The sequence below is a fragment of the Floccifex sp. genome (genome assembly GCF_051873495.1).
Lineage (GTDB): Bacteria > Bacillota_I > Bacilli_A > Erysipelotrichales > Erysipelotrichaceae > Floccifex.
The window spans coordinates 1-23,272 of sequence record NZ_JBJEEX010000131.1 but is presented as its reverse complement, the minus strand read 5'-3'; the positions used below and the strand labels follow the sequence as shown (position 1 = coordinate 23,272).

Here is a 23,272-nt window from a genome sequence, read left to right as displayed (position 1 = left end):
ACCACGCAAAACTTCAGAGCCATTTTTTATAAACCACGCACTATTTTAGATTACCAAATGTCTAATAATTCTCTTCGTCTTGTACCAATTAATAGTTCTTTTTTATATTGATCATAGGCTTCTATTTCATTTTCTGATAAAAATAAAGCGCAATTGGAATTCATTGATAAACTAGTCACAAAAATAACCATTTCTTGTCCAGATTCAAAGGCTCCGCCCATAAATTCAAAACAAGATTCCATAGAAGAAATTGTTTCTTGTTCAATTTGTTCCATTTTTTCTTTTAATTTATTAAATTGTGTTTTAACACATTCAAAACAATTCTCTCCATCAAAGATTACTTTTCGATTTTGAATGCTTTGATTCTTTTTATTAAATTCATTTTTAGAAATTAAGTCTTGTTCATAATTCATTTTATTATTCATCAATTCATCATGAAGCAGTTGTTCATAATACTCTTTAGTGGGATTACTATGATAAATTCGTAACATTTCATACCAACTATCCACTTGATTACGTAAATCAAAATAAGTATTTACTCTTTTTGTGATTCCATCCAATAATAAATTCACAACTGCTAGTCTTTCATCAAAAGAAGCATTGAATACACGTGCATAGTGACTAGAAGTAATCTTACCATTTAAAATATCTTCAATCCCATAGTCATCGTGATATTTTTTATATAAAAGATAATAAGCCATCATATCCTCGGCAATGTCTTCAAAATGAATGTATTCATAAATAATGTCTTGGGTAATTTCAATATTTAAGGATTCATACATCTTCATTAAATCCGATAAATCCGACCAACCTCTTGTCGTCACAAACTGAAGTCCATCAATATCATTGACAACCTGGTAGAAACGATTTGGTTTTAAATCTAGATAAGACAAGATACAAGGATGAATCCCATGGTTAATGGCATATTCTTTCCAGACACCGTAGTCTTGTTCCACATTCAAATAGCGAATACGATCTAAAGTAACCATATCAAATTCACGTACAGATTTATTGTATTCACTTGGATTTCCAGCTCCTACAATAATCCATCCCTGTGGAATTGCTTGATTCCCAAATGTTTTTCCTTGTAGGAATTGTAACATAGTGGGCGCAAGTGTTTCCGATACACAATTGATTTCATCAATAAATAAAATTCCTTCTGATTTATTGGTATCTTTCATTTTTTGATACACACTGGCAATGATTTCACTCATTGTGTACTCGGTAACTGCGTATTCTTTTCCTTCAAATTCTTGTTTGGATATAAAAGGAAGTCCTACTGCACTTTGACGAGTATGATGAGTAATCGTATAACTGACTAATCCAATCCCACATTCCTTGGCAATTTGTTCCATAATTTGTGTTTTTCCAATTCCTGGTGGTCCAATTAATAAAATGGGACGCTGACTTGTAATGGGTAAAACATAGGAACCAAATTCATCTTTTTTTAAATACGCTTGGACCGTATGTTTAATTTCATCTTTTGCTTGTTTGATATTCATGTTGTTCTCCTAATTCCATATAGTCCACTTTCAGGCGCATAGCCCAACTTGGAACTTTTGTTTCATCAAAATCATCTAAAAACAGAAAAGCACATCGATAATCAGGTCTTTTTTTCGGATAGATTCCTTGTCCATCGGTAAAATAAATCATTCCCGATAATTCTTTACATTTTCCATTTTCAATGAGTTGGTTAATATATTCAAAAGCAGGACGAAAATCTGTTCCGTTTCCTCCTTTAATTTCAAAATTTGATAAATAGTCTTCCATTTCTTTTTGATTTGAAATCAATTTATAGTTTTGGATGCGATCATCACATTGAATAATATGAATTTTACTTTTACTAAAAAACGAATTCGATTGTGATAATATCGTATATGTTTCCTTTAAAAAATTTTCCACAAGAGTTCCACTTGTGGAATACGATGTATCTAATACAATCACAAATTCTTGAATTTTTCTCATTTCTTTGGTTTCCAATGGTTCAATTAAAGGCATATTTTTATAAATGGATAAACCATAAGTATAATAAGACAAATCAAATTCATCTTCATCTAGATGAACTTCTTCCTTTTGAATCGCAAACTTTCTTAAAAACTCTTTATAACTACGTTGTGATTTACTTGCCTTTACTAACGAAGAATAAAGTTGTTCCCCTTGTCCTTGTTCATCGCCTTGTTCTTGGGATAATTTAGATTGACTACTAATTTGTGACCATTGTTTTTGAAGCATCTGATTTCTTGGTTGCATCGCTTCTTCAGCGTTTTTAGGCCATAGGGCATGGTCATCACACACAAACTCTTGTTGCAGAGCCATTAAATTATCTTGATTTAATAGAAACATATAAATATTAGAAGCGGATAGTCCATATTCTGATTCTAATGTTTCATATGTCTTTTTTCTAAGATACGATAAAATACGTTTTACACTTTTCTTTTCCATGTGATCAATGGTATATTCCACACAAATATCACATGCCAAGTTCCAAAGATCCTGGTTTCTATTTTGTTTAATCCACAAATGATTAAAAACACAATGAAGAACACTATGTAAATAGGCACGATTTAAATATAGAGGATTTCGTTGAAATAAACGCATTAATTGTTCACAAGAAAAATAAATGATTTCTCCATCCGTTTGAAAGGTCATTATATTTTCTTTAGGATAGGGGTTTAATGTATTTAAAGGAAGTGCCATAAAAGGCATATCTAAATACAATTCACTTTTAATAAAAGAAAAGATTTCATAGGACACACTGATTTCCCATTCTGTTTGTGTCTGTACATGTTTCATATAAAATCCTCAAAGTCATAAGTCTTTTTCTTATGTTTCTTTCTTTTTATCGCTATACATTTTGTCACAAATTCACTATCTTTCAACTTTGTTGCCCGTTCAATAATAAAATCTAATGTTTCAATGTCTAAGTAAGAACTAAAATAATCTATTGTATCTTTTGTCAACAATTTCGAAAATGTCTTTTGATGTTGAAGCAAATATGTTTCATATATTTCTTTTGATTCTATCAACATGCGATAATACACAACTTTACATACTACTTCTTCTTTTTCTTCTACACTTAGTTTATTAAAACATTGATCGTATTCATCAATCCGAAAGCCACTTGAATCAAAGCTTTGACGCATGCGATAGCCTTCTCCTTCAATATTGATACCAAAAATATGAGCCGGTCCTATTTCGTTATATACTTCATAGTATTCTGGAAAGAATAAAGAACCTTGTGCACACTTTACTAATACAGACCATGATATTTGTTTCAATAAAGGCTTGGCTTCATTAAAAGAAGGAACTTCTATTTCAGTGAGTGATGTACAATTCATAAACACGTCACTAGCTAATTCAATGGTACTTTCACATTTTATTTTTCTTAAGTTCTTACAATTATAAAAGGCACAAGCTTGAATGCTTTGAATGGTAGAAGGTAAAATCACTTCTTCAATATAATTTAATGAAAGTGTTGTTCCATTTTCAATTTGGTTCGTGTGTTGATATTTTGTATAATCCACATCTTTTGAGAAACAATACTTTCCAATTTCTTTTACTTCTTTTTCATTTATATGACTTGGCACAACGACAACAGGACTTTGTCCTATCATCTTTTCAATTCGTATGTAGTCATTAATTTCGTGATAATATATTTGATATTTCATGAATCACATTATAGACTATGAAATATGAAAAAGGAAATTCTTATGACCACAAAACTATATGACTTAAATGCGTATCAAACAACGTTTAACGCAAATGTTTTAAACTGTACAAAATATGAAGACAAATACGATATCATATTAGATCAAACTTGTTTCTTTCCCGAAGAAGGAGGACAAACCTGTGATTTAGGAACTTTAAATGACATTGAGGTCATTGATGTTCAAATAAAAGATCAAGTGATTCATCACTATACTACTTCTCCTTTAAATGGAGAAGTAACAGGTGTCATTGATTTTAATCATCGATATTTTAATATGCAGCATCATTCTGCAGAACACATTTTATCTGGAATTATTCATCATTATTTTCAAGGAAACAATGTTGGTTTTCATTTAGGAAATGAAGAAATTACTGCGGATTATGATCGAACTTTTACACCTGATGAAATTGAAGACATTGAAAATAAAGTTAATGAAGTAATTCATCAAAACTTGGAGATTCATTGTTGGTATCCCGATAATATTAATGAAATCAATTATCGTGCTAAAAAAGAAATCAAAGAAGCAATTCGTATTGTACAAATTGGAGATATTGATACATGTGCTTGTTGTGCTCCCCATGTACAAAAGACAAGTGAAATTCATTTATTTAAAATCATTAAAACAATGAAATTTAAAAGAGGCACACGTTTCTATTTTATTTGCGGAAATAAAGCGTTAAAGGATTATCAAATTAAATTCAAAGAAGCACAAATGATTTCTAGTTTATTAAAAGCACCTGCCAATGAAATTGATAAAGCCGTTTCTCGTTTATATGAGGAACAGATTCGTTTAAAACAACAGCTTTCTACTTTCAAAAAAGCACAAGTCAATCAAATTCTTTCATCTATTGATAAGACAAATCATCTAATTTATTTTGAAGAAGACATGGATATGAATACGCAAAAATATTTTGTATCAAAGCTACATGAATTTGTAGATGACTATGCCGCTGTATTTGTGAAAGATAAAGATAGTTATCGTTTTATTTTATTTAGTCATAATGATGCCACTATTTATTTAAAGAAATTAAAAGAACAATTTATTGTCAAAGGTGGAGGTAAAAAAGATGCCATCCAAGGTAGTATTCAAGCAAGTAAAGAACAAATTTTAGAGGTACTAAAGCTATGAAATTAGTTGCGATTGATATGGACGGGACTTTACTTCAATCGGATAAAACGATTTCAAAAGAAACCATCACAGAAGTAAAAAAAGCTTATGAACAAGGAATTGAAATTGTGATTTGTACCGGAAGATGCATTAAAGAATTAAGTGAAATATATGAACATTTACCCTTTATTCGTTATGTCATCGTCACTAATGGAGCTTTTGTGTATGATTTAAAAGAACAAAAAGTTTTATATGAAAATAGCATTCCGGTTTCTTTAGTAAAAAAGATATTTGAAGTGAGTCATTTAACAGATTGTATGCTTCATATTTTAGATTATGAATGTGTTTTAGAATTAGATAAAGTACAACAAGTAGATAAATATGGCATGTTAGCGTATAAGCCTTTGTATGAACAAATTGGTACTTTAATCCCTAATATTGAAGATTATTATTCTAATCATGAAAAACCAATTCAAAAAATAAATATGTATCATACGTCTAAAAAAGATAGAGACATCTCAATTAAAGCTTTATCTAATTTTGACTTAGCTTTAACGTATGCCGAAAATAGTGCCCTAGAAATCACAGCTAAGAATGTGAATAAAGGCATAGGCTTAACTAAGCTGTGTCAAATTCTTAATATCAATAAAAATGATATTTATGCGATTGGAGATAGTTATAATGACATCTCTATGTTTGAAATAGCTCATTGTTCTTTTGCGATGAATAATGGCAAAGATCGAGTTAAACAATGTGCAAACTATATTGTAAGTGACAACGATCACAATGGTGTCATAGAAGCATTAGAAATCATAAAACAATAATACCAGGGCTATCCCTGGTATTTATTTATGATCTTATCAATTAGCTTTTTAATTGTTTCAGCTTCTTTATAATCATGCCGTTGAAAGTCATTGCCTGCATAAACAGGTTTAGTAGATGTATAGATAGCTAAAACTGTTCCATCTTTCAATGTGACTTTTAATCCTACATAGAATCCTTTTTCATTAAAACAACGTCCCTGAACTCTTCCTCCATATAGAATATGAGTAAACGGTTCTTCTTTTCCTTTATACTTAGCTAGTTCATTTAATATCTTACATTCTATTATTTCGGTATAAGGATACACACCCACTGTTCCATTTATTATTTCCATTGTCTTATTTTCTTTATCAAAGATTACGCTATCATAAGTAATAAGTTTGTCTGTCATAGTATCACCTCAATTTCTAATTTATTTATCATAAATGATAGCTAATGATTCTATCTCTAATTTCATAATATAATAATTTATTTTTTTACAATACTTATTAATATAAACTTTAATTTTAAAAATCATTCATATTAAAAACTTTTATTTTATATTTAATTGAGGCATAACTATTTCATCTATTATTTGATAATTTGTCTCGTTTTCATCACCAAAATAATAGTTTCTGATCATTTTAAGTGGAACAAATATTGTGTTAGTATACTTCAATGTATTTATTTTTTTCTGATAGATTTCATATTTAAATGATTTTTTATCCGTTTTATGTAAAAAAATATAGTATTCATTAGTATTTAAAATTATACGAAAACAAGATATAGGTGACACTTGTATTTTTATATTTTCAATAAAGTTTAATGAGCTAGCTATTTTAGCGATAATCCGTTCATCAATAATTTTACGATTTGTTGCCTGTTCATCATAAAAATAGAACTTTCTAAATTCTTCAAGTGTAATAGGCATCATATCTATATATTTTAATGTACCTAATTCTTTTCTATATACTTCATATTGATACACTTCAATATGATTATTCACAATTATTTCATACTCCTCTTGTTCAAATAAAATTTTAAAACAAGATAAACTAAACAATCTCATCTATGATTCATCTACTGTAATAATCAATTTAAATTCCTTTCTAAATTATCATCTAACGACATTCTACCAAAAAAAACACCTCTTACATAAGAGGCATTTTTGAATTATTTAACTAAACTTAAAGCTTCTTCATCAGCAATTAAAGTCACATTTCCATGGAACTTTAAGATAGAAGCAGGTACTTGTGGAGTTACAGGTCCTTCGATTAATTCTTTGATGATTGGTGCTTTAGCTTTACCAGAAGCTACGATTAAGATGTGTTTTGCGCTCATGATTTCACCAATTCCCATTGTGTAGGCAAATCTAGGAACATCATCAATTGAATCAAATAAACGTGAGTTTGCTTGAATTGTACTTTCTGTTAATTCTACTTTATGTACTTTTTCTTCAAATACATCACTTGGTTCATTGAATCCAATGTGTCCATTGTTTCCGATTCCTAATAATTGAAGATCAATTCCACCCATTGATTCAATCACATTATGATATCTTTCACATTCTTCTTCAGCATTTTCAGCTTTACCATTTGGTACATTTGTGTTGTTGATATCAATATTTACACGATTGAATAAATTTTTATTCATGAAATAACGATAACTTTGATCATGTGTTCCATCAAGACCAACATATTCATCCAAGTTTACTGTTTTAACTTGTGAAAAATCTAAGTCTCCTTTGTCACACCAATGAGCTAAAGTATTATAAATTCCAATTGGTGTTGAACCTGTTGCCAATCCTAAAACAGAATCATTTTTTAAAATGACTTGTGCCGAAATAATATTGGCAGCCTTTCTTGACATATCTTTGTAGTCACGTGCACGTATAACTTTTAACATATAAACCTCCTATTAATTTGCATATTCATAATAACACATCTTATTTTTTTTACACGTTTTTTTCTTTATTTTCAAAAATATAGATATCTGCTTGTTTTTTTATCCACAATTTTCGGTATAATAAAGGATGCACAAGGAGGAAGTCTATGCGCGTTATTTCAGGAAAAGCACGAGGAAAAAAATTAGTAGCCCCTGCTGGTATGCATACTAGACCTGTTACTGATCAAATAAAAGAAGCCTTATTTTCAAGTTGGCAATTTAGAATCAATGGAGCTCGTTTTTTAGATTGTTTTGCGGGAAGTGGAAGCATGGGAATTGAAGCCATTAGTCGCAATGCCAGTTACACGGTATTTATTGATAATGACAATGAAGCCAATAAAATCATCCATCAAAATCTAAAAGCTTGTCATTTTGATTCAAATTATAAAGTATTAAAAGAAGATGTCTTTCAAGCTTTTAATTATCTTGATTCAAAAAAAGAATCATTTGATATTATTTATATGGACCCTCCATATACCGTTGATGAAATCTTTATTCCTGTTATGGAAGCTATTTCTAAAACAAATTTATTAAAAAATGATGGAATCTTGGCCATCCGTACCAAAAAAGAAAAAGAAATGCCCAATCGTTTTAATCATTTAGTTAAAACCAAACAAAAGAAATATGGTATTTCCATGGTTCATTTTTATGAATTAGAAGAAATTAAGGAAGTAGAAAATGAAAAAAATTAAAGATTTTATTGTAATAACTATTGGAATTAGTATTACTGCTGTAGCTGTATATTTCTTTTTGATTCCAAGCCATGCCGCAATTAGTTCCATTTCTGGTTTTGCGATTGTATTATCAAACTTTATTCCCTTGGCAGTATCTGATATCACTATGATATTAAATGTTGCCTTACTTGTATTAGGATTTATTTTAATTGGAAATGAATTTGGAGGAAAAACAATCTATGCCTCTATTTTATTACCCGCATTATTAAAAGTATTTGAAATCTTATTTCCAGATTTTCAATCCATTACTAATGATCCTATTTTAGATGCTGCTGCCTATGTGTTTGTGGTTAGTATTGGACAATGTATTTTATTTAATATGAACGCATCTAGTGGGGGATTAGACATTGTTGCCAAAATATTAAATAAATACTTACGCCTAGATTTAGGAAAAGCTATGACCTATTCTGGCATGTTGATTGCCCTATCTAGTTGTTTAGCCTATGATGGTAAAACCGTGGTATTAAGTATATTAGGAACATATTTGAATGGAATTATCTTAGATCAATTCATCTTTGAACAAGACTTAAAAAGAAGAATTTGTATTGTATCCAATAAAATTGATGACATTCGTAACTTTATCTTAAATGATTTAAAAAGTGGAGCAACGATTTATGAAGCCTATGGTGCTTATAAAATGGAAAAAAGACAAGAAATTATTGTCATTGTGAATAAAGCTGAATATCAAAAACTTATGAAATTCATTGAACAATTTGATCCAGAAGCGTTTATCACAGTATATAAAGTCAATGAAATTAGCTATAAACCAAAAAAAATATAGAATGACTCTATATTTTTTTTATTGTTCAAAATAACTAATCGCAACCGCACCAGGACCTGCATGAGTACCAATTGTAGGTCCAATCTGCATAATTTCTACTGTATCTAATCCCAATGTTTCTTTATTTTTTTCAATAAAATTTAAGGCAATTTGTTCATCGTTACCCGAATACGCAACAATTACAGGACGACTTGTATCGATATTTCCCTTTTCCTTAATTTTATCTACCACAAATGACCCCGCTTTTTTAACACCTCTGACTTTTCCCAACATATCTAAAACACCATTTTGAAGAGTTGCGATTGGTTTAATATTTAATAAAGTTCCAGCCGTTGCCGTTGTGGCTGAAATTCTTCCTCCCCGTTTTAAATACTCTAATGTATCAAAGTACGCAAAGGCTCTACACTTTAATTTATCTTGTTCTAGTTTTGATACAATCGTATCGATATCCAATCCTTGTTCTACATACGATACAGCCAATTCAATAAAAATATGAGAAGCCAAAGAAACCAATTGACTATCAATGACTTTGACATTGTCAAATTCCTTAGCTGCCAAACAAGCGGATTGAAAACATCCCGATAACTTTGATGAAATTGTGATACATAAAATATCATCGTCTTTATATTGTTCAAACGCATCTAAAAAAGCTCCTGGACTTACTTGAGATGTACTTGGTGTAACGTTACTATTCACTAATTTATCATAAAATTCGTTTGACATAATATCAATTCCATCACGATATTCTTGGTTATCGATAATTGTTGTCAATGGTAAAACCACAATTCCTTTTTCTTTCGCTTTAGCTTGGGAAATATCACACCCTGAATCAGTTATAATACGAATCATTTTTTGTCTCCTTTTTCAATGATATCTAATGCTTCTTCCATTAAAGAAATTAGCTGTTCACTTTTTTTAGTTCCTAATTGTTCAATAATATGATTAGAAATTTCTAATACACTTTGATGTTCTTTACGATATATTTCTTTTCCATAATCTGTTAGTTCCACGACAATCTTACGTTTGTCCTCTTCACTACGAATTCTTTGAATCACATCTTTTTGTTCAAGGCTATTCATAATTTTATTCATCTGTGACTTTAATAAAGAAGTTTGTTCAATTAAATCCGTAGCCGTCATTTCTTTTTGAGCCCGATATAAAAGCGAACAAATCGTTTGTTCATTGTACGATAAATTACGAAATAAACGCTCGGGTTTTAATATATAAGAAATCGTATTCCATGTTTCAATCAACTTTTCTGATAGTTCCATAACTCCTCCTTAGTTCACTTTGTGAACTATATTATAAAATACTTTGAAAGTCAATATAAATTATAAAAAAAAAAGAATTAATGACTTTGTATTTGTCTTTTCACAAAATCACTTAATTCTTCTCTTGTCATATTTTTATACTGTTCATAGGAAATGGGCTTATCAAAATAAATTTCTAATTCCTTACTATCGTAATTTTCATCTAGGCAATATGCGCCTTGAATACAAACAGGAACAATCTTGGCTTTTGCCATGATGGCCGGTTGAAATGCCTTATCTTTAAATGGATTCATTTGATTCGATTTAGAGCGCGTCCCTTCAGGAAAAATCAAAACATTTTTCTTATCTTTTAAATATCGCATAGCTTGTCTAAGCATGTGAATATTTCCTTCTTTGGTTTTACGATCAAAATGAATGGTTCCAATATTTGTTGCCCATAAACCTAAAATTGGAATATTTTCATTTTCTTTTTTAGAGATAAACGAAATCGGTGTTGGACTAGCCGCACAAATTAAAACTGGATCTAGAGTTCCTTGATGATTACAAACAAAATACATGCCTCGTTCGTTGATATTTTCAATTCCGTGAATGGATAAATGATATCCCATTCTTTTTAAGATTTTATTGGAATACGTATGAACAATTTGATAGTTTTCCTCAATTGATTTTTCTTTTCCTTGTCTTCCTTTTATCATTAAATATGGAAAATAAGAAATACACTTTAAAATAGGAATAATTTTCATAGAATCCTTTCCACTATGGCATTGGCGATGGCATATTCTTTTTCATGGGATATCGAAACGAAAATTCGATATCCTTTGAAATACACCACAGGCTTATTATTTTCATATTCAATTTCAAAATCAGTTATTAAACAAGGAATGTCCATGGCCTTAACTAACGCTTCTTTAACGGCAAAGTGACCTGCTAGAAACTCTAATTGCCTGTGTCCATGAAGTTGATGAAACTGTACTAATTCTTTATTTGATAAAATACGATTTGCCAAAGATATTGGATCTTTAATACGGGAAAGTTGTACAATGTCACATCCAATTCCAACAATCATACTAATCACCTAAACCACAAAGAATTTCTCCAGTTGCGACAATGTTTCCTTCCACTTTAGCTTGTACATTGGCAAAATAAATACCAGCTCTAGAATTAGTAAATTCAACTTTAAGTTCTAATACATCACCTGGAATGACTTGTCTTTTAAAACGCATTTTATTGATTCCCGCAAAATAGGCAATCTTACCTTTGTTTTCTTCTTTTGAAAGAAGTAAAACGGCACCTGTTTGTGCTAAAGCTTCTACAATTAAGACCCCAGGCATTACGTGTTTTTCAGGAAAATGGCCCATAAATGTCATTTCATTGGCAGTAACACATTTAATTCCCGTAATCGTTGTTTCATCCATTTGTTCAATTCGATCCACTAATAAAAAAGGATAACGATGAGGAATAATGTCTTGAATTTGATTGGAATTATAAATCATTGTTTTCTCCTTTCTTAAAAATTAATGATACATTGTGTCCTCCAAAACCTAATGAATTACTCATCACATAAGTTAAATCACAATGACGGTTTTCATTGGCTACAATATCTAAATCACATTGTTCATCTTTTTCTTGATAATGAATCGTAGCTGGTACTAAGTTATGTTCTAATGCTTTACAACAAATGATGGCTTCAATGGCACCAGAAGCTCCTAATAAATGTCCTGTATTCGATTTTGTGGATGACATCATCACATTATAAGCATGTTCTTTAAATGCTTCTTTTACAGCTTTTGTCTCTGTTGAATCGTTTAACGAAGTACTTGTTCCATGGGCATTGATATATTGAATATCACTTGGTTTAATACAAGCATCTTTCATCGCTAATTCCATAGCTCTTGCTCCTTGTTTCCCATCACTACAGGGAGCGGTAATATGATGAGCATCACAAGTGATTCCATAGCCTACAATTTCCGCATAAATATGGGCTTTTCTTTTCTTAGCGTGTTCATATTCTTCTAGAATTAAAATACCAGCACCTTCTCCCATCACAAAACCAGAGCGATTTTTATCAAATGGAATCGAAGCACGGTTTTTATCTTCTCCTGTGTGTAGTGCACGCATAGATTGAAAACCTGCAATGGCAAGTGGTGTAATACTTGCTTCCGATCCTCCGGCAATCATAATGTCTTCATATCCATTTTGGATGCGTTTAAACGCATCTCCAATGGCATTGGATCCCGCTGCACAAGCCGATACGACACTAGAACAATATCCTTTTGCCCCCGTATCAATCGCAACCGATCCGCTTGCTAAATTAATTAAAGACATGGGAATAAAGTAAGGAGAAACACGTGATGGTCCTCTTTCATTTAAAGTGTCTTGGCATTTTTCAATGGTTTCAATTCCACCGATTCCCGAAGCAATTAATACACCCATTTTCTCTAAATCTTCTTGTTCTAAGTCCAATTGACTATCAAGAATCGCTTGTTTAGAAGCAATTCTTGCGAATTGGGTGAAACGATCATTAAATTTTAAATCACGTTTCGGAAAATAAGCTTCCATATCTAGATTTTTAACTTCTGCTGCCAATTTCACTTTATAATCCGTTGTATCAAAATGCGTAATTGTATCAATTCCACATTTTCCTTGTTCAATGGAAGTCCAAAGTTCTTCTACACTATTTCCAATCGGACTAATAGCACCTAGTCCAGTAATCACAACTCTTCTTTTCATTGTTTTCTCCTACATCAACATTCCACCATCAACTTGAATGACTTGTCCACTTATATATTCTGCTTCAGCTAAAAATAAAGCACATTGAGCTACTTCTTCTACCTTCCCAAAACGATGAAGGGGAATTTGTTTCAACATTTCTTCTTTTATAGAATCGGATAAGTTTTCTGTCATTTTCGTTTGAATAAAACCAGGAGCAATGGCATTGACACGAATATTACGAGATCCCAATTCTTTAGCCAATGATTTTGTGAATCCAATAATTCCTGCTTTACTTGTCGCATAATTGGTTTGTCCAGCATTTCCACTGATTCCCACAACCGATGCCATATTGATAATGACTCCTTGTTTCTTTTTCATCATTAAACGAGTAGCTTGTTTAGAACAAAGGAACGTTCCTTTACAATTCACATCAATGACATCCATAAATTCTTTCTCACTCATTCGTAACAATAAGTTATCTTTAGTAATTCCTGAGTTATTAATTAATGCATCTAAATGTCCATAGTGATTTTTGATGATATTAAACAGTTCTTCTACTTCATTATTGTTGGCAACATTTCCTTTTACTAAAATCGAATTTGAACTATATTGTTTTACTTGATTTAAAGTATCTAACCCTGCTTGTTCATTTCCATTATAGTGAACTATGACATCATATCCTGCCTTGGCAAAACAAATCGCAATTGCTTTGCCAATCCCACTTGAAGAACCCGTTACGAATACATTTTTATTCATGCATATCCTCCATCATTTGTTTCAAATCTTCACAACTTGAAATTGAATAAACCTTTACTTCTTTATTCGTCTTTTTTACCAATCCACTTAAAGCGTGTCCAGGTCCTACTTCAATAAATGTATCCACACCTTGATTTATCATATATTCAATAGATTGATAAAATAAAACACTGCTTTTAATTTGTTTCGTTAATAAATCAATACTTTCTTTTTCTTCTTTTCCTGTGACATTAAAAACCACGGGAATTTGTTGGGAATGCATTGGATATTGTTTCAAGACTTCCTTTAATTCAAGTGATGCTTGTTCTAATAAAGGACTATGGAAAGCGCCACTTACTTTTAAAGGAACCATTCTTCTTACGCCTTTTTCTTTTAATAAATCCATTGTTTGATCAACAACTTCATTTAATCCACTAATCACAATTTGATTAGGTGCATTATAATTGGCAATGGCACAACCTGTTTGTTGGCAACAAACTTTGATATCTTCTAATTTCGCATTTAAGATAGCTACCATTTTAGATGTATTGGCTTGTAAAGCATTTGCCATAATAAGCCCTCGTTTACGAACAATTTCTAAGGCATCTTGTAGGGAATACACATTAGATGCACATAATGCACTATATTCGCCTAAAGATAATCCTGCTACAAAATCTGGTTGAATTCCTTGTTCTTTGATAGCTTCATAAATAGCCATGGAACAAGCTAAGATACAACTTTGGGTATAAGCTGTATTGTTTAATTTTTCTTCTGGTCCATTAAAACATACATCTTTCACATCAAAATCCATATTAATGGAATCAAATACATTTTTACTAACACGATACGTATCATAGAAATCTTTTCCCATTGATACATATTGACTTCCTTGCCCGGCAAATAAAATTGCTACTTTCATAGACTCTCCTTCAATTCTTCCATTAATTCATGTACACTCATCAATTTATCAACACGACATCCATTTTCTCCTGTAAAAAATAAACCTTTTTCCACATTTCCTTTTACCGCTTCAATTAAGGCATTTGTAATACAATATGGAGTATCATTGGGTTTACATGATTTTAAACACGCTTTACAGTTTTTTATACTTTGATTGGGTTGTTCTTTAATTGATTTCATATATTCATTTAAAATCGCTCTTCCTGGAAAACCAGCTGGACTTTTCACAAATACAATTTCTTCTTTTGTTGAATTGATAATCATTTGTTTGAATGTATCACTGGCATCACATTCGTATGTGGCAATAAAGCGTGTACCTAGTTGAGCTCCACTAGCGCCCAATTCCATATAATGTTTAATATCATTGGATGTATAAATTCCTCCTGCTACAAATACTGGGATTTTATATTGATATTTTTGTTCATAGGGTTTTATTTCTTCTAAAACATCACAAAGAATCTGTTCCAATGATTGACATGTATTATTTTCTAAATCTTTTAATTTAAAACCTAAGTGTCCTCCAGCTTTTGATGATTCAATCACAATAAAATCAGGACACTTTTGATAATGACTATCCCAACTCTTTAGAATTAGACGACACGCTTTTCCACTGGATACAATTGGCGCTATTAAAATATCACTGTCTTTAGTGTATTCTGGAAGTGATAAAGGAAGTCCAGCTCCTGAAATAATGGCATCATAACCTGCTTCAATGCTTTCTTTGACATAGGTTTCATAATCACGACTCGCAACCATGATGTTTATTGCCAATAGTCCTTTTCCCTGTGATATTTTTCTAGCTTTTTGTGCATGATAGTGAATAGCTTTTTTATTGGCTTGTACACTATTGGATTCAAAATCTTCATCAAGATAGCCAGGATGTGCTGCACTAATACATCCCATGGCTCCTTCTTTCATTACCGATCCTGCCAAATTAGAAAGTGAGACACCTACTCCCATTCCCCCTTGAATAATAGGAATTGTTAGTTGTTTATCTCTGATTTTCATATAATTCCTTCATTCTTTCATGAGTTTGATAACAAGTTGTCATCATATTTTCAAAGATGACTTCTAATGGTTGAATTTCTGAAATTAACCCGGCAATTTGTCCCATCATAACCGACCCTGTTTTCATGTCTCCATCAAAAACAGCTCTTCTTAAACCACCAAGTGTTAGTTTTTCTAATTCTTCTCGATTGGCAGCTTCTTTTTCTAGTTTTAAATAACTTCTTGCCATTGGATTTTTTAAAATACGAACTGGAGAATTTAAACTTTTTCCTGTTACTACTGTATCTGTGTCTTTTGCCTTTATAACGGCTTGTTTATAGTTATCATGGATAGGACATTCAACACTTGCCAATAAACAAGTACCCACTTGTACACCAATAGCTCCTAAAGACAATGCAGCATACATGCCTCTTCCATCACCGATTCCACCAGCCGCAATAACAGGAATATTTACGGCATCGACAACTTGTGGAAGTAATGTCATGGTAGTTTGTTCCGATACATGGCCTCCTGCTTCTGTTCCTTCTACAATCAAAGCATCCACACCACTTTTTTCTAATCGTTTTGCCAAGGCAACACTTGCCACGACGGGAATTACTTTAGCTCCACTTTCTTTTAACATTGGCACATATACACCTGGATTTCCTGCTCCGGTTGTGACTACAGCTACGTGTTCAGTCGCAAGCATTTCCATGATTTCTTTGGTTTGTGGATTCATCATCATCACATTGACACCAAAGGGTTTATCCGTTAATTGACGACACTCATGAATGGCTTGTCGTGCTTGATCAACATTCATAGAACCGGTTCCAATAATTCCTAATGCTCCACAATTGGATACAGCTGCCGCAAATTGAGCTGTGGCAATATTGGCCATTGCACCTTGGATAATGGGATATTTAATATTTAATAATTGATTTAATGTCATACGTTTGTCCATTCTATATATAAAGCACCACTGGTAAAACCAGAACCAAAGCCCGTTAAAACAATTTTAGAACCTTCTTTTAGTTTTCCTTGTTCCTTGGCCTGGGCTAAGGCAATGGCAATACTGGCACTTGATGTATTTCCAAATTCATTTAAATTAATAAAAAAGCGATCTAAGCTAATATTCATTTTTTTAGATACGTGTTGAAGAATACGAATATTGGCTTGATGAGGAATAATTAAGTCAATGTCTGATATTGAAACATGTGCTTTTTTTAAGACTTGTTCAATGGCAGTAGGCATTGCTTCAATGGCATAACGAAACACTTCTTTGCCATTCATTTCTAGTTTCTTATCAAAATCACAATGAAGTGTGTGATGAATGTCTCCTTTACTTTTCGTATAAGAAATCATCTTTCCTTTTTCTGATTTCCTTACAATACAAGCCCCGGCTCCATCTCCAAATAACACACATGTATTGCGATCGTTCCAATCCACAATGCGAGATAGTGTTTCAGCTCCAATGACTAAAATCGTGTCATAGTCTTCTAATAAATTTTTCGCAATCGTTAGAGCATACACAAAACCGGAACAAGCGGCATTAATATCAAAGGCTGTACATTGACTTTGGTTGAGTCCTAATTTTTCTTGTACAATGCATGCCGTTGAAGGCGTGATTTGATCGGGTGTTGTACTTGCCAAAATAATACAATCGATGTCTTGAACATCAATTTGAGCGTTTTGAATCGCTGCTATACTTGCTTGATAGGCAATTTGAGCAGTGCTTTGACTTTCATTGATATATCGTGATTGAATTCCTGTTCGTTGTTGAATCCACTCATCGGATGTATCAACTACTTTTTCTAAATCGGTATTTTTAACTTTTTTATTTAACTGGGCATATCCACATCCTATTATTTTTACATTTTCCATGTTGGAACCCCCATATGACGATATTTTTCATATCGTTTTTGAATTAATTGTTCTGGTTTTAATTTTCTAAGTTGTTTTAATTCATTGAAAATATAAGAATCCAATGATTTTATTTCATCTTGTTCAAAAAAGATATGATCAATAATTCCTTTTTCATATAAATCAAAACTCGTCATTTTCATGACTTCACTTGCTTCTTTGGCACGACATTCATCTTTCCATAAAATACTGGCAAATCCTTCGGGACTTAAAATGGAATAAACCGCATTTTCAAACATGACAATGCGATCGGCTACACTTAAAGCTAAGGCACCTCCACTTCCTCCTTCCGATAAGACAACACTAATAATCGGTACTTTTAAATCTGAAAATGTATAAAGACACTCGGCGATAGCTTGGGCTTGTCCTCTTTGTTCAGCTCCTTTACCAGGATAAGCACCTGATGTATCAACAAAATTAATAATAGGTCGATGAAATTTTTCTGCTTGTGAAGCTAAACGAATCGCTTTTCGGTATCCTTCTGGAGATGTCATACCAAAATTCTTTTTAATATTTTCATTCATGTCTTTTCCTTTGGATTGAGCAATGATTGTGACAGGAATATCATGAAACGAGGCAATTCCACCAATAATAGAAGCATCATCTCCATATTTACGATCGCCATGGAATTCCATAAAGTCTTTAAACAATATAGGAATATAGTCTTGGGCTTTTTTTCTTTGGGAATTTCTGGCAATTTGTACACGATTCCAAGTATCCATGTCCTGTTTATGGTTATGAATCAAAGTATTGAGTTCTTCCTCAATGGATTGATATAGTGTATCGCTTTTCTTTAATTCTCTTTTTTTAGCTTCTAAGCTTTGAATTCTTTGTTGATTCATAATGATTCTCCATGTAGTTTTAAAATCGTATATAGTGTTTCTTTCATGTCTTTACGATTCACGATTTTATCAATAAACCCTTTTTCTAAGACAAACTCTGCTTTTTGAAAGTTATCAGGTAATTGTTCTTTAATTGTATTTTCTATGACACGTTTTCCCGCAAAGCCTACTAAACAATCAGGTTCGGCTAAGATAATGTCACCTAACATCGCAAAACTAGCAGATACTCCACCGGTTGTAGGATTCGTTAATACGGAAATATATAAAAGTCCTTCGTTATTAAATTTCTTTAAAGCCGCACTTGTTTTGGCCATTTGCACGAGTGATAGAATTCCTTCTTGCATGCGAGCACCACCACTTGCACAAAAAAGAATTAAAGGTAATTTCTTTTTGGTTGCCAGTTCAATCAAACGAGTTATTTTTTCACCGGTTACTTGTCCCATACTTCCCATCATGAATTTGGCATCCATAACACCAATGGCTACGCGTATTTTATGTATCGTTCCAATTCCACATACCACTGATTCATTTAAATGACTTGTTTGTTGGGCATTTTCTAATTTTTTATCGTATTCGGGAAAGTTTTCGATATTTTTAGTGATGTAGTCTTTATCAATTTCTTTAAAGTCATCGCATATTTGATGAATTCGTTGCATAGCCCCTACTTGAAAGTGATGATTACATTGTGGGCATACATATTTATTCAGTTTTAAAGTTTTATAAGAAATAGGCGTATGACATTTGGGACATGGTTCAAATTTTTCTTTCGTTTCTTGTTTTCTTTTTCGATTTTGATGAAATAAAACAAGTTGTTCTTTACGAATTTGAAATTGATTCATTTTCTATGAGCTCCTTTAAACAAGTAGAGGCAAAGGATGTATCGTAGCATCCTTCAATAAATTTCTTTTGATGTAGCACTACATAATGAAATTCTTCATTGGTTTCAATGCCATCTAAAATAAATTCTTCTAAAGCCATTCTCATTTTCTTAATGCATTCGAGTCTTGTTTTGCCATGGGCAATAATCTTCACAAGCATCGCATCATAATACGGTGTGATTGTTAATCCTGAATAAATGGCACCATCAATACGAATGTCTTTTCCTCCTGGTAAATTTAAGAATTTAATGGTTCCACAACTTGGTTGTAGTTGGGAATGAATATCTTGGGCATTAATGCGACATTCCATGGCATATCCATCACAAGAAATGTCTTCTTGAGTTATAGACAAGGGCAAGTGATTCGCAATTCGTATTTGTAGCTTCACTAAATCAATTCCAGTAATGGTTTCCGTAATCGGGTGTTCGACTTGAATACGAGTATTCATTTCCATAAAGTAATACGATCCATCTTTATCAAGTAAGAATTCCACGGTTCCAATGGAATCATAGCCAACGGCCAAACACGCTTTAATGGCATCGTTACACATTTTTTCTCGTACATTTTGATCTAATATAAAACAAGGAGCTTCTTCAATCATTTTTTGATTGCGTATTTGAAAGGAGCAATCACGTTCATACAAATGAATCGCATTTTTAAAGTGATCACAAGCAACTTGTACTTCAATGTGTTTTGGATTTTGGATATATTTTTCAATATACATTTCATCGCTATCAAAACATGCCTTTGATTCTTGTCTGGCTTGTTCAAATAAAGGTATAAAGTCTTCTTTGTTTTGAACAATGCGCATTCCTTTTCCGCCTCCACCATTGACAGCTTTAATCATAATAGGATAACCGATTTCATTCGCTAATTGATAAGCCGAATCAATATCAATGGCCTCATCACATCCTTGAACAACGGGAATGCCAAGTGCTTTCATAGTTTTTCTAGCTTCTGTTTTATTTCCCATTTTTTCAATAATACCAGCATCCGGTCCAATAAAAATCAAGCCATTTTCTTGTACAAGACGAGCAAATTCACTGTTTTCGGATAAAAAACCAAAGCCGGGATGAATCGCATCGCATTTGGTTAATAAAGCTGCTTCTATGATGTTGTTCATATTTAAGTAGCTTTCTGTGGCCTTGGCTGAGCCAATGCATATAGCTTCATTGGCTAATTGAACGTGCAAAGCTTGCGCGTCTGCTGTTGAATAAACGGCAACGCTTTGAATGTTCATTTCTTTACAGGCACGAATAATGCGAACGGCGATTTCACCCCGATTGGCAATCAAAATTTTTTGAATCATTTTATTCTCCTAGTACAAACAGTGCTTGATCGTATTCCACCATTTGTCCATCTTGAACTAATATCTCAGTGATTACACCCTCTTTATCGGCTTTTAATTCATTCATTACTTTCATGGCTTCAATGATACAAATCACATCACCGGAATGAATGTGTTGTCCAATCTTTACAAGTGGTTCTTGTCCAGGTTGATTGGATGCATAGAATGTTCCTACTAAAGGAGAATTTAAAGTTTTCTTTTCTTTTTCAACTGGTTTGGTTTCTACTTCTTGGGAAATTGATACAGGAATGGCGTTTTTTTCAAGTTTTATTTTGAAATCTTTGTCTTGTACATCCATACTGGAAATACTACTTTGTTCAAAGAGTTTCATAATTTCTTTTATTTTTTCTGTATCCATATCAAACCTCTATTGTTTAGAAGCAATTAAGTCCATAATGTCTTGTACTGTTTTTAAATTTGATAATTCTTCATCTTCAATACGAATATCAAATTCTGTTTCTAATTCAAGAGCTAATTCTACAGCTGCCAATGAATCAATGTCTAAGTCATCGTTTAAATTGGCTTCTGGTTTAATTAAATCTCTATCTACATTAATCGCATCTACTAATACATCTTTAATTTTTTCTAACATAAGTTTTCCTCCGTTACTTTGAATATCAAAGTAGATTTATTATAACACTTTAACTTTCAAAGTAAATAGTTTGATAGTCAAAATATTTATTTTTTTATTTTTGAGAGTATAATATCTTTTGTTCTATTTTTAAATTTAAGGAGAATTATGAAAAAAGAAGTTGATTTAAGAAATGATAAAGTCAGTACTTTATTATTAACACTTGCGATACCTGCGATTCTATCACAATTAGTGAATGCCCTTTATAATATGGTGGATCGTATGTATATTGGACACATTGAAAATGTTGGTTCTTTAGCTTTAACAGGAGTGGGTGTTTGTTTCCCATTAATTATGATTGTATCGGCGTTTGCCTCTTTAGTCGGAATGGGAGGAGCTCCTCGAGCTAGTATTTTTATGGGAAAACAAGACAATAAAAGTGCTGAAAAGATAATGGGAAATTGTTTTGTGTCTTTAGTTTTTATTTCCTTACTATTAACAGGTGTTTTATTACTATTTAATGAACCCTTGCTTCGTTTATTTCAAGCTAGTGATAATACCCTTCCCTATGCCAGTTCGTATTTAAAAATATATGCTTTGGGTACTATATTTGTACAAATGACATTAGGAATGAATGCCTTTATTTCAACCCAAGGGTTTTCTAAAATTAGTATGATGACCGTATGCATTGGCGCTATTAGTAATATTATCTTAGATCCTATTTTAATTTTCGGATTTAACTTAGGGGTATCTGGTGCTGCATTGGCAACGGTTTTATCTCAGGCCATCAGTGCGATTTGGGTCATTCGTTTCTTATTTGGAGATAAAACGATTTTAAAATTAAGAAAAGAAAACTTCAAAATTGATTTTAGTTTATTACTTCCAAGCTTAGCACTAGGGATTTCCCCATTTATTATGCAGTCTACCGAAAGTTTATTAACACTTTGTTTCAATATGCAGCTTTCTCGTTTTGGAGGCGACTTGGCATTAGGAGCTATGACTATTTTATCTTCCATCATGCAGTTTTGTATGATGCCACTTCAAGGAATTACCCAAGGTGGTCAACCTATTATTTCTTATAATTATGGAGCCCAAAATGGAAGTCGTATTAAAGAAGCGTTTAAATTACAGACTTTATCTTGTGTAGCTTATTCCACTTTAATTTGGGGAATGGTACAATTGTTTCCTAGTTTATTTATTCAAATTTTTACTAATGATGCTGCTTTACTTGAAATATCTACATGGGCTATTCGTATTTATATGGCGACCGTTTTATTAATGGGAATCCAAATTTCTTGCCAACAAACATTTATTGCCTTTGGCAATGCCAAAATCTCTATTTTCTTAGCTATCTTTAGAAAAATCATTGTCTTAATTCCTTTGATTTTCATTTTACCTTGTATCTTAGAAAATAAAGTATTTGCGGTATTCTTAGCCGAACCCATTGCGGATTTTATAGCCGTTAGTATGACAGCTACTTTATTCTATTTTAACTTTAAAAAGATTATGAAATCGATATCGTAAAAAAGAGAACAGCGTATATTAATATGCTGTTCCCTTTTTTGTATATTCGCCTTTTATATCCCGCAAACCAACTAGCGGATACTATTTGACATTATTCATATTTCACAATGGCGGTAGACAGTTTTTCAAATGGGATGAAGTGATTTTTATCAAATAATATCAGATGATTACGATCAATGGCATAAAGATAATATTCATTTAATGTAAATGTATTATTCTCATTATAAACAACCTTTCCTTCATCTATTATTTCATTTCCTTCATAGAGAATAAAATAAGAAGATTCAATTGTTAAGACTAAAGCAGGATCATTAGTTTTATAGGTACCATTATCTAATTGAACAACTGTTTCACTATACATTTCATCACTATCTTTTATTTGATAGCCAATAAAGAAACCAACAAATAGAAACAATATTAGTAATACAACATAGATTATTTTACGAT

General features: G+C 31.9%; 28 protein-coding genes. 5 read left to right on the top strand and 23 right to left on the bottom strand.

Annotation, left to right across the window (positions count from 1 at the left end):
- Positions 1–50 precede the first annotated feature (50 nt).
- From ACI313_RS08750 to ACI313_RS08740, 3 genes are read right to left on the bottom strand one after another with little or no spacing between them, the layout of a single operon-like run.
- Complete coding sequence (locus ACI313_RS08750) at positions 51–1,502, bottom strand: ATP-binding protein (RefSeq protein WP_439755801.1); 1,452 nt, start codon at positions 1,500–1,502, stop codon at positions 51–53.
- Positions 1,477–2,793 carry a vWA domain-containing protein gene (locus ACI313_RS08745; RefSeq protein WP_320607819.1) on the bottom strand — a complete coding sequence of 439 codons (1,317 nt, stop codon included), beginning with the start codon at positions 2,791–2,793 and terminating at the stop codon, positions 1,477–1,479. The genes ACI313_RS08750 and ACI313_RS08745 overlap by 26 nt, the downstream gene beginning before the upstream one ends.
- On the bottom strand, positions 2,790–3,668 hold the full coding sequence (locus ACI313_RS08740; RefSeq protein WP_320607818.1) for a leucine-rich repeat protein: 879 nt from the start codon (positions 3,666–3,668) through the stop codon (positions 2,790–2,792). The genes ACI313_RS08745 and ACI313_RS08740 overlap by 4 nt, the downstream gene beginning before the upstream one ends.
- A gap of 24 nt (positions 3,669–3,692) precedes the next feature.
- On the opposite strand from ACI313_RS08740, the gene ACI313_RS08735 reads away from it, so the two are divergent.
- The gene (locus tag ACI313_RS08735; protein ID WP_439755800.1) at positions 3,693–4,838 is read left to right on the top strand and encodes an alanyl-tRNA editing protein; all 1,146 of its coding nucleotides are present in this window, start codon (positions 3,693–3,695) and stop codon (positions 4,836–4,838) included.
- Positions 4,835–5,641: a Cof-type HAD-IIB family hydrolase gene (locus tag ACI313_RS08730; protein ID WP_320607816.1), complete on the top strand. Its 807-nt coding sequence runs from the start codon at positions 4,835–4,837 to the stop codon at positions 5,639–5,641. The genes ACI313_RS08735 and ACI313_RS08730 overlap by 4 nt, the downstream gene beginning before the upstream one ends.
- An 8-nt stretch (positions 5,642–5,649) precedes the next feature.
- Here the strand turns inward: ACI313_RS08730 and ACI313_RS08725 are convergent, their stop codons facing one another.
- From ACI313_RS08725 to nagB, 3 genes are all read right to left on the bottom strand, one after another.
- Positions 5,650–6,030: a hypothetical protein gene (locus tag ACI313_RS08725; protein WP_320607815.1), complete on the bottom strand. Its 381-nt coding sequence runs from the start codon at positions 6,028–6,030 to the stop codon at positions 5,650–5,652.
- 141 nt (positions 6,031–6,171) lie between these two features.
- On the bottom strand, positions 6,172–6,687 hold the full coding sequence (locus ACI313_RS08720; RefSeq protein ID WP_439755799.1) for a hypothetical protein: 516 nt from the start codon (positions 6,685–6,687) through the stop codon (positions 6,172–6,174).
- A gap of 104 nt (positions 6,688–6,791) precedes the next feature.
- Complete coding sequence (gene nagB, locus ACI313_RS08715) at positions 6,792–7,523, bottom strand: glucosamine-6-phosphate deaminase (protein WP_439755798.1); 732 nt, start codon at positions 7,521–7,523, stop codon at positions 6,792–6,794.
- Positions 7,524–7,669: 146 nt separating this feature from the next.
- Between nagB and rsmD the strand changes: the two genes are divergently transcribed.
- Both rsmD and ACI313_RS08705 read left to right on the top strand, forming a co-directional pair.
- On the top strand, positions 7,670–8,254 hold the full coding sequence (gene rsmD, locus ACI313_RS08710) for a 16S rRNA (guanine(966)-N(2))-methyltransferase RsmD (protein ID WP_439755797.1): 585 nt from the start codon (positions 7,670–7,672) through the stop codon (positions 8,252–8,254).
- Positions 8,241–9,077 carry a YitT family protein gene (locus ACI313_RS08705; protein ID WP_439755796.1) on the top strand — a complete coding sequence of 279 codons (837 nt, stop codon included), beginning with the start codon at positions 8,241–8,243 and terminating at the stop codon, positions 9,075–9,077. Before rsmD ends, ACI313_RS08705 begins: the two co-directional genes overlap by 14 nt.
- 18 nt (positions 9,078–9,095) lie before the next feature.
- Here the strand turns inward: ACI313_RS08705 and ACI313_RS08700 are convergent, their stop codons facing one another.
- The 16 genes from ACI313_RS08700 to ACI313_RS08625 all read right to left on the bottom strand — a co-directional run bounded on the left by ACI313_RS08700 (position 9,096) and on the right by ACI313_RS08625 (position 21,322).
- Positions 9,096–9,926 (bottom strand): DegV family protein, encoded by an 831-nt coding sequence (locus tag ACI313_RS08700; protein ID WP_320607810.1) that lies wholly within the window; start codon positions 9,924–9,926, stop codon positions 9,096–9,098.
- Complete coding sequence (locus ACI313_RS08695; RefSeq protein WP_439755795.1) at positions 9,923–10,348, bottom strand: MarR family winged helix-turn-helix transcriptional regulator; 426 nt, start codon at positions 10,346–10,348, stop codon at positions 9,923–9,925. The genes ACI313_RS08700 and ACI313_RS08695 overlap by 4 nt, the downstream gene beginning before the upstream one ends.
- A 77-nt stretch (positions 10,349–10,425) precedes the next feature.
- Positions 10,426–11,091 carry a lysophospholipid acyltransferase family protein gene (locus ACI313_RS08690; protein ID WP_439755794.1) on the bottom strand — a complete coding sequence of 222 codons (666 nt, stop codon included), beginning with the start codon at positions 11,089–11,091 and terminating at the stop codon, positions 10,426–10,428.
- Entirely contained in the window at positions 11,088–11,414 is a 327-nt protein-coding gene (gene acpS / locus ACI313_RS08685) for a holo-ACP synthase (protein ID WP_439755793.1), read from the bottom strand. The genes ACI313_RS08690 and acpS overlap by 4 nt, the downstream gene beginning before the upstream one ends.
- Position 11,415: 1 nt before the next feature.
- Entirely contained in the window at positions 11,416–11,841 is a 426-nt protein-coding gene (gene fabZ / locus ACI313_RS08680) for a 3-hydroxyacyl-ACP dehydratase FabZ (protein ID WP_439755792.1), read from the bottom strand.
- Entirely contained in the window at positions 11,831–13,078 is a 1,248-nt protein-coding gene (gene fabF, locus ACI313_RS08675; protein ID WP_439755791.1) for a beta-ketoacyl-ACP synthase II, read from the bottom strand. Before fabF ends, fabZ begins: the two co-directional genes overlap by 11 nt.
- 9 nt (positions 13,079–13,087) lie before the next feature.
- Positions 13,088–13,816 carry a 3-oxoacyl-[acyl-carrier-protein] reductase gene (gene fabG, locus ACI313_RS08670; protein WP_439755790.1) on the bottom strand — a complete coding sequence of 243 codons (729 nt, stop codon included), beginning with the start codon at positions 13,814–13,816 and terminating at the stop codon, positions 13,088–13,090.
- The gene (gene fabD, locus ACI313_RS08665; protein WP_439755789.1) at positions 13,809–14,714 is read right to left on the bottom strand and encodes an ACP S-malonyltransferase; all 906 of its coding nucleotides are present in this window, start codon (positions 14,712–14,714) and stop codon (positions 13,809–13,811) included. Before fabD ends, fabG begins: the two co-directional genes overlap by 8 nt.
- Positions 14,711–15,763: an NAD(P)H-dependent flavin oxidoreductase gene (locus ACI313_RS08660; protein WP_439755788.1), complete on the bottom strand. Its 1,053-nt coding sequence runs from the start codon at positions 15,761–15,763 to the stop codon at positions 14,711–14,713. The genes fabD and ACI313_RS08660 overlap by 4 nt, the downstream gene beginning before the upstream one ends.
- Positions 15,747–16,691, bottom strand: coding sequence for a nitronate monooxygenase (locus tag ACI313_RS08655; RefSeq protein ID WP_439755787.1), 945 nt, complete (start codon positions 16,689–16,691; stop codon positions 15,747–15,749). The genes ACI313_RS08660 and ACI313_RS08655 overlap by 17 nt, the downstream gene beginning before the upstream one ends.
- On the bottom strand, positions 16,688–17,623 hold the full coding sequence (locus tag ACI313_RS08650) for a beta-ketoacyl-ACP synthase III (RefSeq protein WP_439755786.1): 936 nt from the start codon (positions 17,621–17,623) through the stop codon (positions 16,688–16,690). The genes ACI313_RS08655 and ACI313_RS08650 overlap by 4 nt, the downstream gene beginning before the upstream one ends.
- Positions 17,611–18,504 (bottom strand): acetyl-CoA carboxylase carboxyltransferase subunit alpha, encoded by an 894-nt coding sequence (locus ACI313_RS08645; RefSeq protein ID WP_439755785.1) that lies wholly within the window; start codon positions 18,502–18,504, stop codon positions 17,611–17,613. Before ACI313_RS08645 ends, ACI313_RS08650 begins: the two co-directional genes overlap by 13 nt.
- Positions 18,501–19,343: an acetyl-CoA carboxylase, carboxyltransferase subunit beta gene (gene accD, locus ACI313_RS08640; protein WP_439755784.1), complete on the bottom strand. Its 843-nt coding sequence runs from the start codon at positions 19,341–19,343 to the stop codon at positions 18,501–18,503. Before accD ends, ACI313_RS08645 begins: the two co-directional genes overlap by 4 nt.
- Positions 19,321–20,691: an acetyl-CoA carboxylase biotin carboxylase subunit gene (locus ACI313_RS08635; RefSeq protein WP_439755783.1), complete on the bottom strand. Its 1,371-nt coding sequence runs from the start codon at positions 20,689–20,691 to the stop codon at positions 19,321–19,323. The genes accD and ACI313_RS08635 overlap by 23 nt, the downstream gene beginning before the upstream one ends.
- A 1-nt stretch (position 20,692) precedes the next feature.
- A complete protein-coding gene (locus ACI313_RS08630; protein ID WP_439755782.1) occupies positions 20,693–21,088 on the bottom strand; it encodes an acetyl-CoA carboxylase biotin carboxyl carrier protein in 396 nt (131 codons plus the stop codon).
- 9 nt (positions 21,089–21,097) lie between these two features.
- Positions 21,098–21,322 (bottom strand): acyl carrier protein, encoded by a 225-nt coding sequence (locus tag ACI313_RS08625; RefSeq protein WP_439755781.1) that lies wholly within the window; start codon positions 21,320–21,322, stop codon positions 21,098–21,100.
- 147 nt (positions 21,323–21,469) lie between these two features.
- Between ACI313_RS08625 and ACI313_RS08620 the strand changes: the two genes are divergently transcribed.
- Positions 21,470–22,825 carry an MATE family efflux transporter gene (locus ACI313_RS08620; RefSeq protein WP_320607808.1) on the top strand — a complete coding sequence of 452 codons (1,356 nt, stop codon included), beginning with the start codon at positions 21,470–21,472 and terminating at the stop codon, positions 22,823–22,825.
- A gap of 91 nt (positions 22,826–22,916) precedes the next feature.
- On the opposite strand, the gene ACI313_RS08615 is transcribed toward ACI313_RS08620, so the two are convergent.
- On the bottom strand, positions 22,917–23,272 hold a 356-nt coding region (locus tag ACI313_RS08615), incomplete at its 5' end, for a hypothetical protein (protein WP_439755780.1).

Bases quoted from the DNA above. Each gene is read 5' to 3' on its own strand.
- ACI313_RS08705 (WP_439755796.1), top strand. From the start codon at position 8,241: ATGAAAAAAATTAAAGATTTTATTGTAATAACTATTGGAATTAGTATT.
- ACI313_RS08750 (WP_439755801.1), bottom strand. From the start codon at position 1,502: ATGAATATCAAACAAGCAAAAGATGAAATTAAACATACGGTCCAAGCG.
- ACI313_RS08690 (WP_439755794.1), bottom strand. From the start codon at position 11,091: ATGAAAATTATTCCTATTTTAAAGTGTATTTCTTATTTTCCATATTTA.
- accD (WP_439755784.1), bottom strand. From the start codon at position 19,343: ATGAATCAATTTCAAATTCGTAAAGAACAACTTGTTTTATTTCATCAA.
- fabD (WP_439755789.1), bottom strand. From the start codon at position 14,714: ATGAAAGTAGCAATTTTATTTGCCGGGCAAGGAAGTCAATATGTATCA.
- fabF (WP_439755791.1), bottom strand. From the start codon at position 13,078: ATGAAAAGAAGAGTTGTGATTACTGGACTAGGTGCTATTAGTCCGATT.
- ACI313_RS08740 (WP_320607818.1), bottom strand. From the start codon at position 3,668: ATGAAATATCAAATATATTATCACGAAATTAATGACTACATACGAATT.
- fabG (WP_439755790.1), bottom strand. From the start codon at position 13,816: ATGAATAAAAATGTATTCGTAACGGGTTCTTCAAGTGGGATTGGCAAA.
- nagB (WP_439755798.1), bottom strand. From the start codon at position 7,523: ATGTTAAAAGTTATACGTGCACGTGACTACAAAGATATGTCAAGAAAG.
- ACI313_RS08635 (WP_439755783.1), bottom strand. From the start codon at position 20,691: ATGATTCAAAAAATTTTGATTGCCAATCGGGGTGAAATCGCCGTTCGC.
- ACI313_RS08630 (WP_439755782.1), bottom strand. From the start codon at position 21,088: ATGGATACAGAAAAAATAAAAGAAATTATGAAACTCTTTGAACAAAGT.
- ACI313_RS08645 (WP_439755785.1), bottom strand. From the start codon at position 18,504: ATGAATCAACAAAGAATTCAAAGCTTAGAAGCTAAAAAAAGAGAATTA.
- ACI313_RS08720 (WP_439755799.1), bottom strand. From the start codon at position 6,687: ATGAGATTGTTTAGTTTATCTTGTTTTAAAATTTTATTTGAACAAGAG.
- ACI313_RS08650 (WP_439755786.1), bottom strand. From the start codon at position 17,623: ATGGAAAATGTAAAAATAATAGGATGTGGATATGCCCAGTTAAATAAA.
- ACI313_RS08695 (WP_439755795.1), bottom strand. From the start codon at position 10,348: ATGGAACTATCAGAAAAGTTGATTGAAACATGGAATACGATTTCTTAT.
- acpS (WP_439755793.1), bottom strand. From the start codon at position 11,414: ATGATTGTTGGAATTGGATGTGACATTGTACAACTTTCCCGTATTAAA.
- rsmD (WP_439755797.1), top strand. From the start codon at position 7,670: ATGCGCGTTATTTCAGGAAAAGCACGAGGAAAAAAATTAGTAGCCCCT.
- ACI313_RS08725 (WP_320607815.1), bottom strand. From the start codon at position 6,030: ATGACAGACAAACTTATTACTTATGATAGCGTAATCTTTGATAAAGAA.
- ACI313_RS08700 (WP_320607810.1), bottom strand. From the start codon at position 9,926: ATGATTCGTATTATAACTGATTCAGGGTGTGATATTTCCCAAGCTAAA.
- ACI313_RS08625 (WP_439755781.1), bottom strand. From the start codon at position 21,322: ATGTTAGAAAAAATTAAAGATGTATTAGTAGATGCGATTAATGTAGAT.
- ACI313_RS08655 (WP_439755787.1), bottom strand. From the start codon at position 16,691: ATGACATTAAATCAATTATTAAATATTAAATATCCCATTATCCAAGGT.
- ACI313_RS08660 (WP_439755788.1), bottom strand. From the start codon at position 15,763: ATGAAAATCAGAGATAAACAACTAACAATTCCTATTATTCAAGGGGGA.
- ACI313_RS08730 (WP_320607816.1), top strand. From the start codon at position 4,835: ATGAAATTAGTTGCGATTGATATGGACGGGACTTTACTTCAATCGGAT.
- fabZ (WP_439755792.1), bottom strand. From the start codon at position 11,841: ATGATTTATAATTCCAATCAAATTCAAGACATTATTCCTCATCGTTAT.
- ACI313_RS08745 (WP_320607819.1), bottom strand. From the start codon at position 2,793: ATGAAACATGTACAGACACAAACAGAATGGGAAATCAGTGTGTCCTAT.
- ACI313_RS08620 (WP_320607808.1), top strand. From the start codon at position 21,470: ATGAAAAAAGAAGTTGATTTAAGAAATGATAAAGTCAGTACTTTATTA.
- ACI313_RS08735 (WP_439755800.1), top strand. From the start codon at position 3,693: ATGAAAAAGGAAATTCTTATGACCACAAAACTATATGACTTAAATGCG.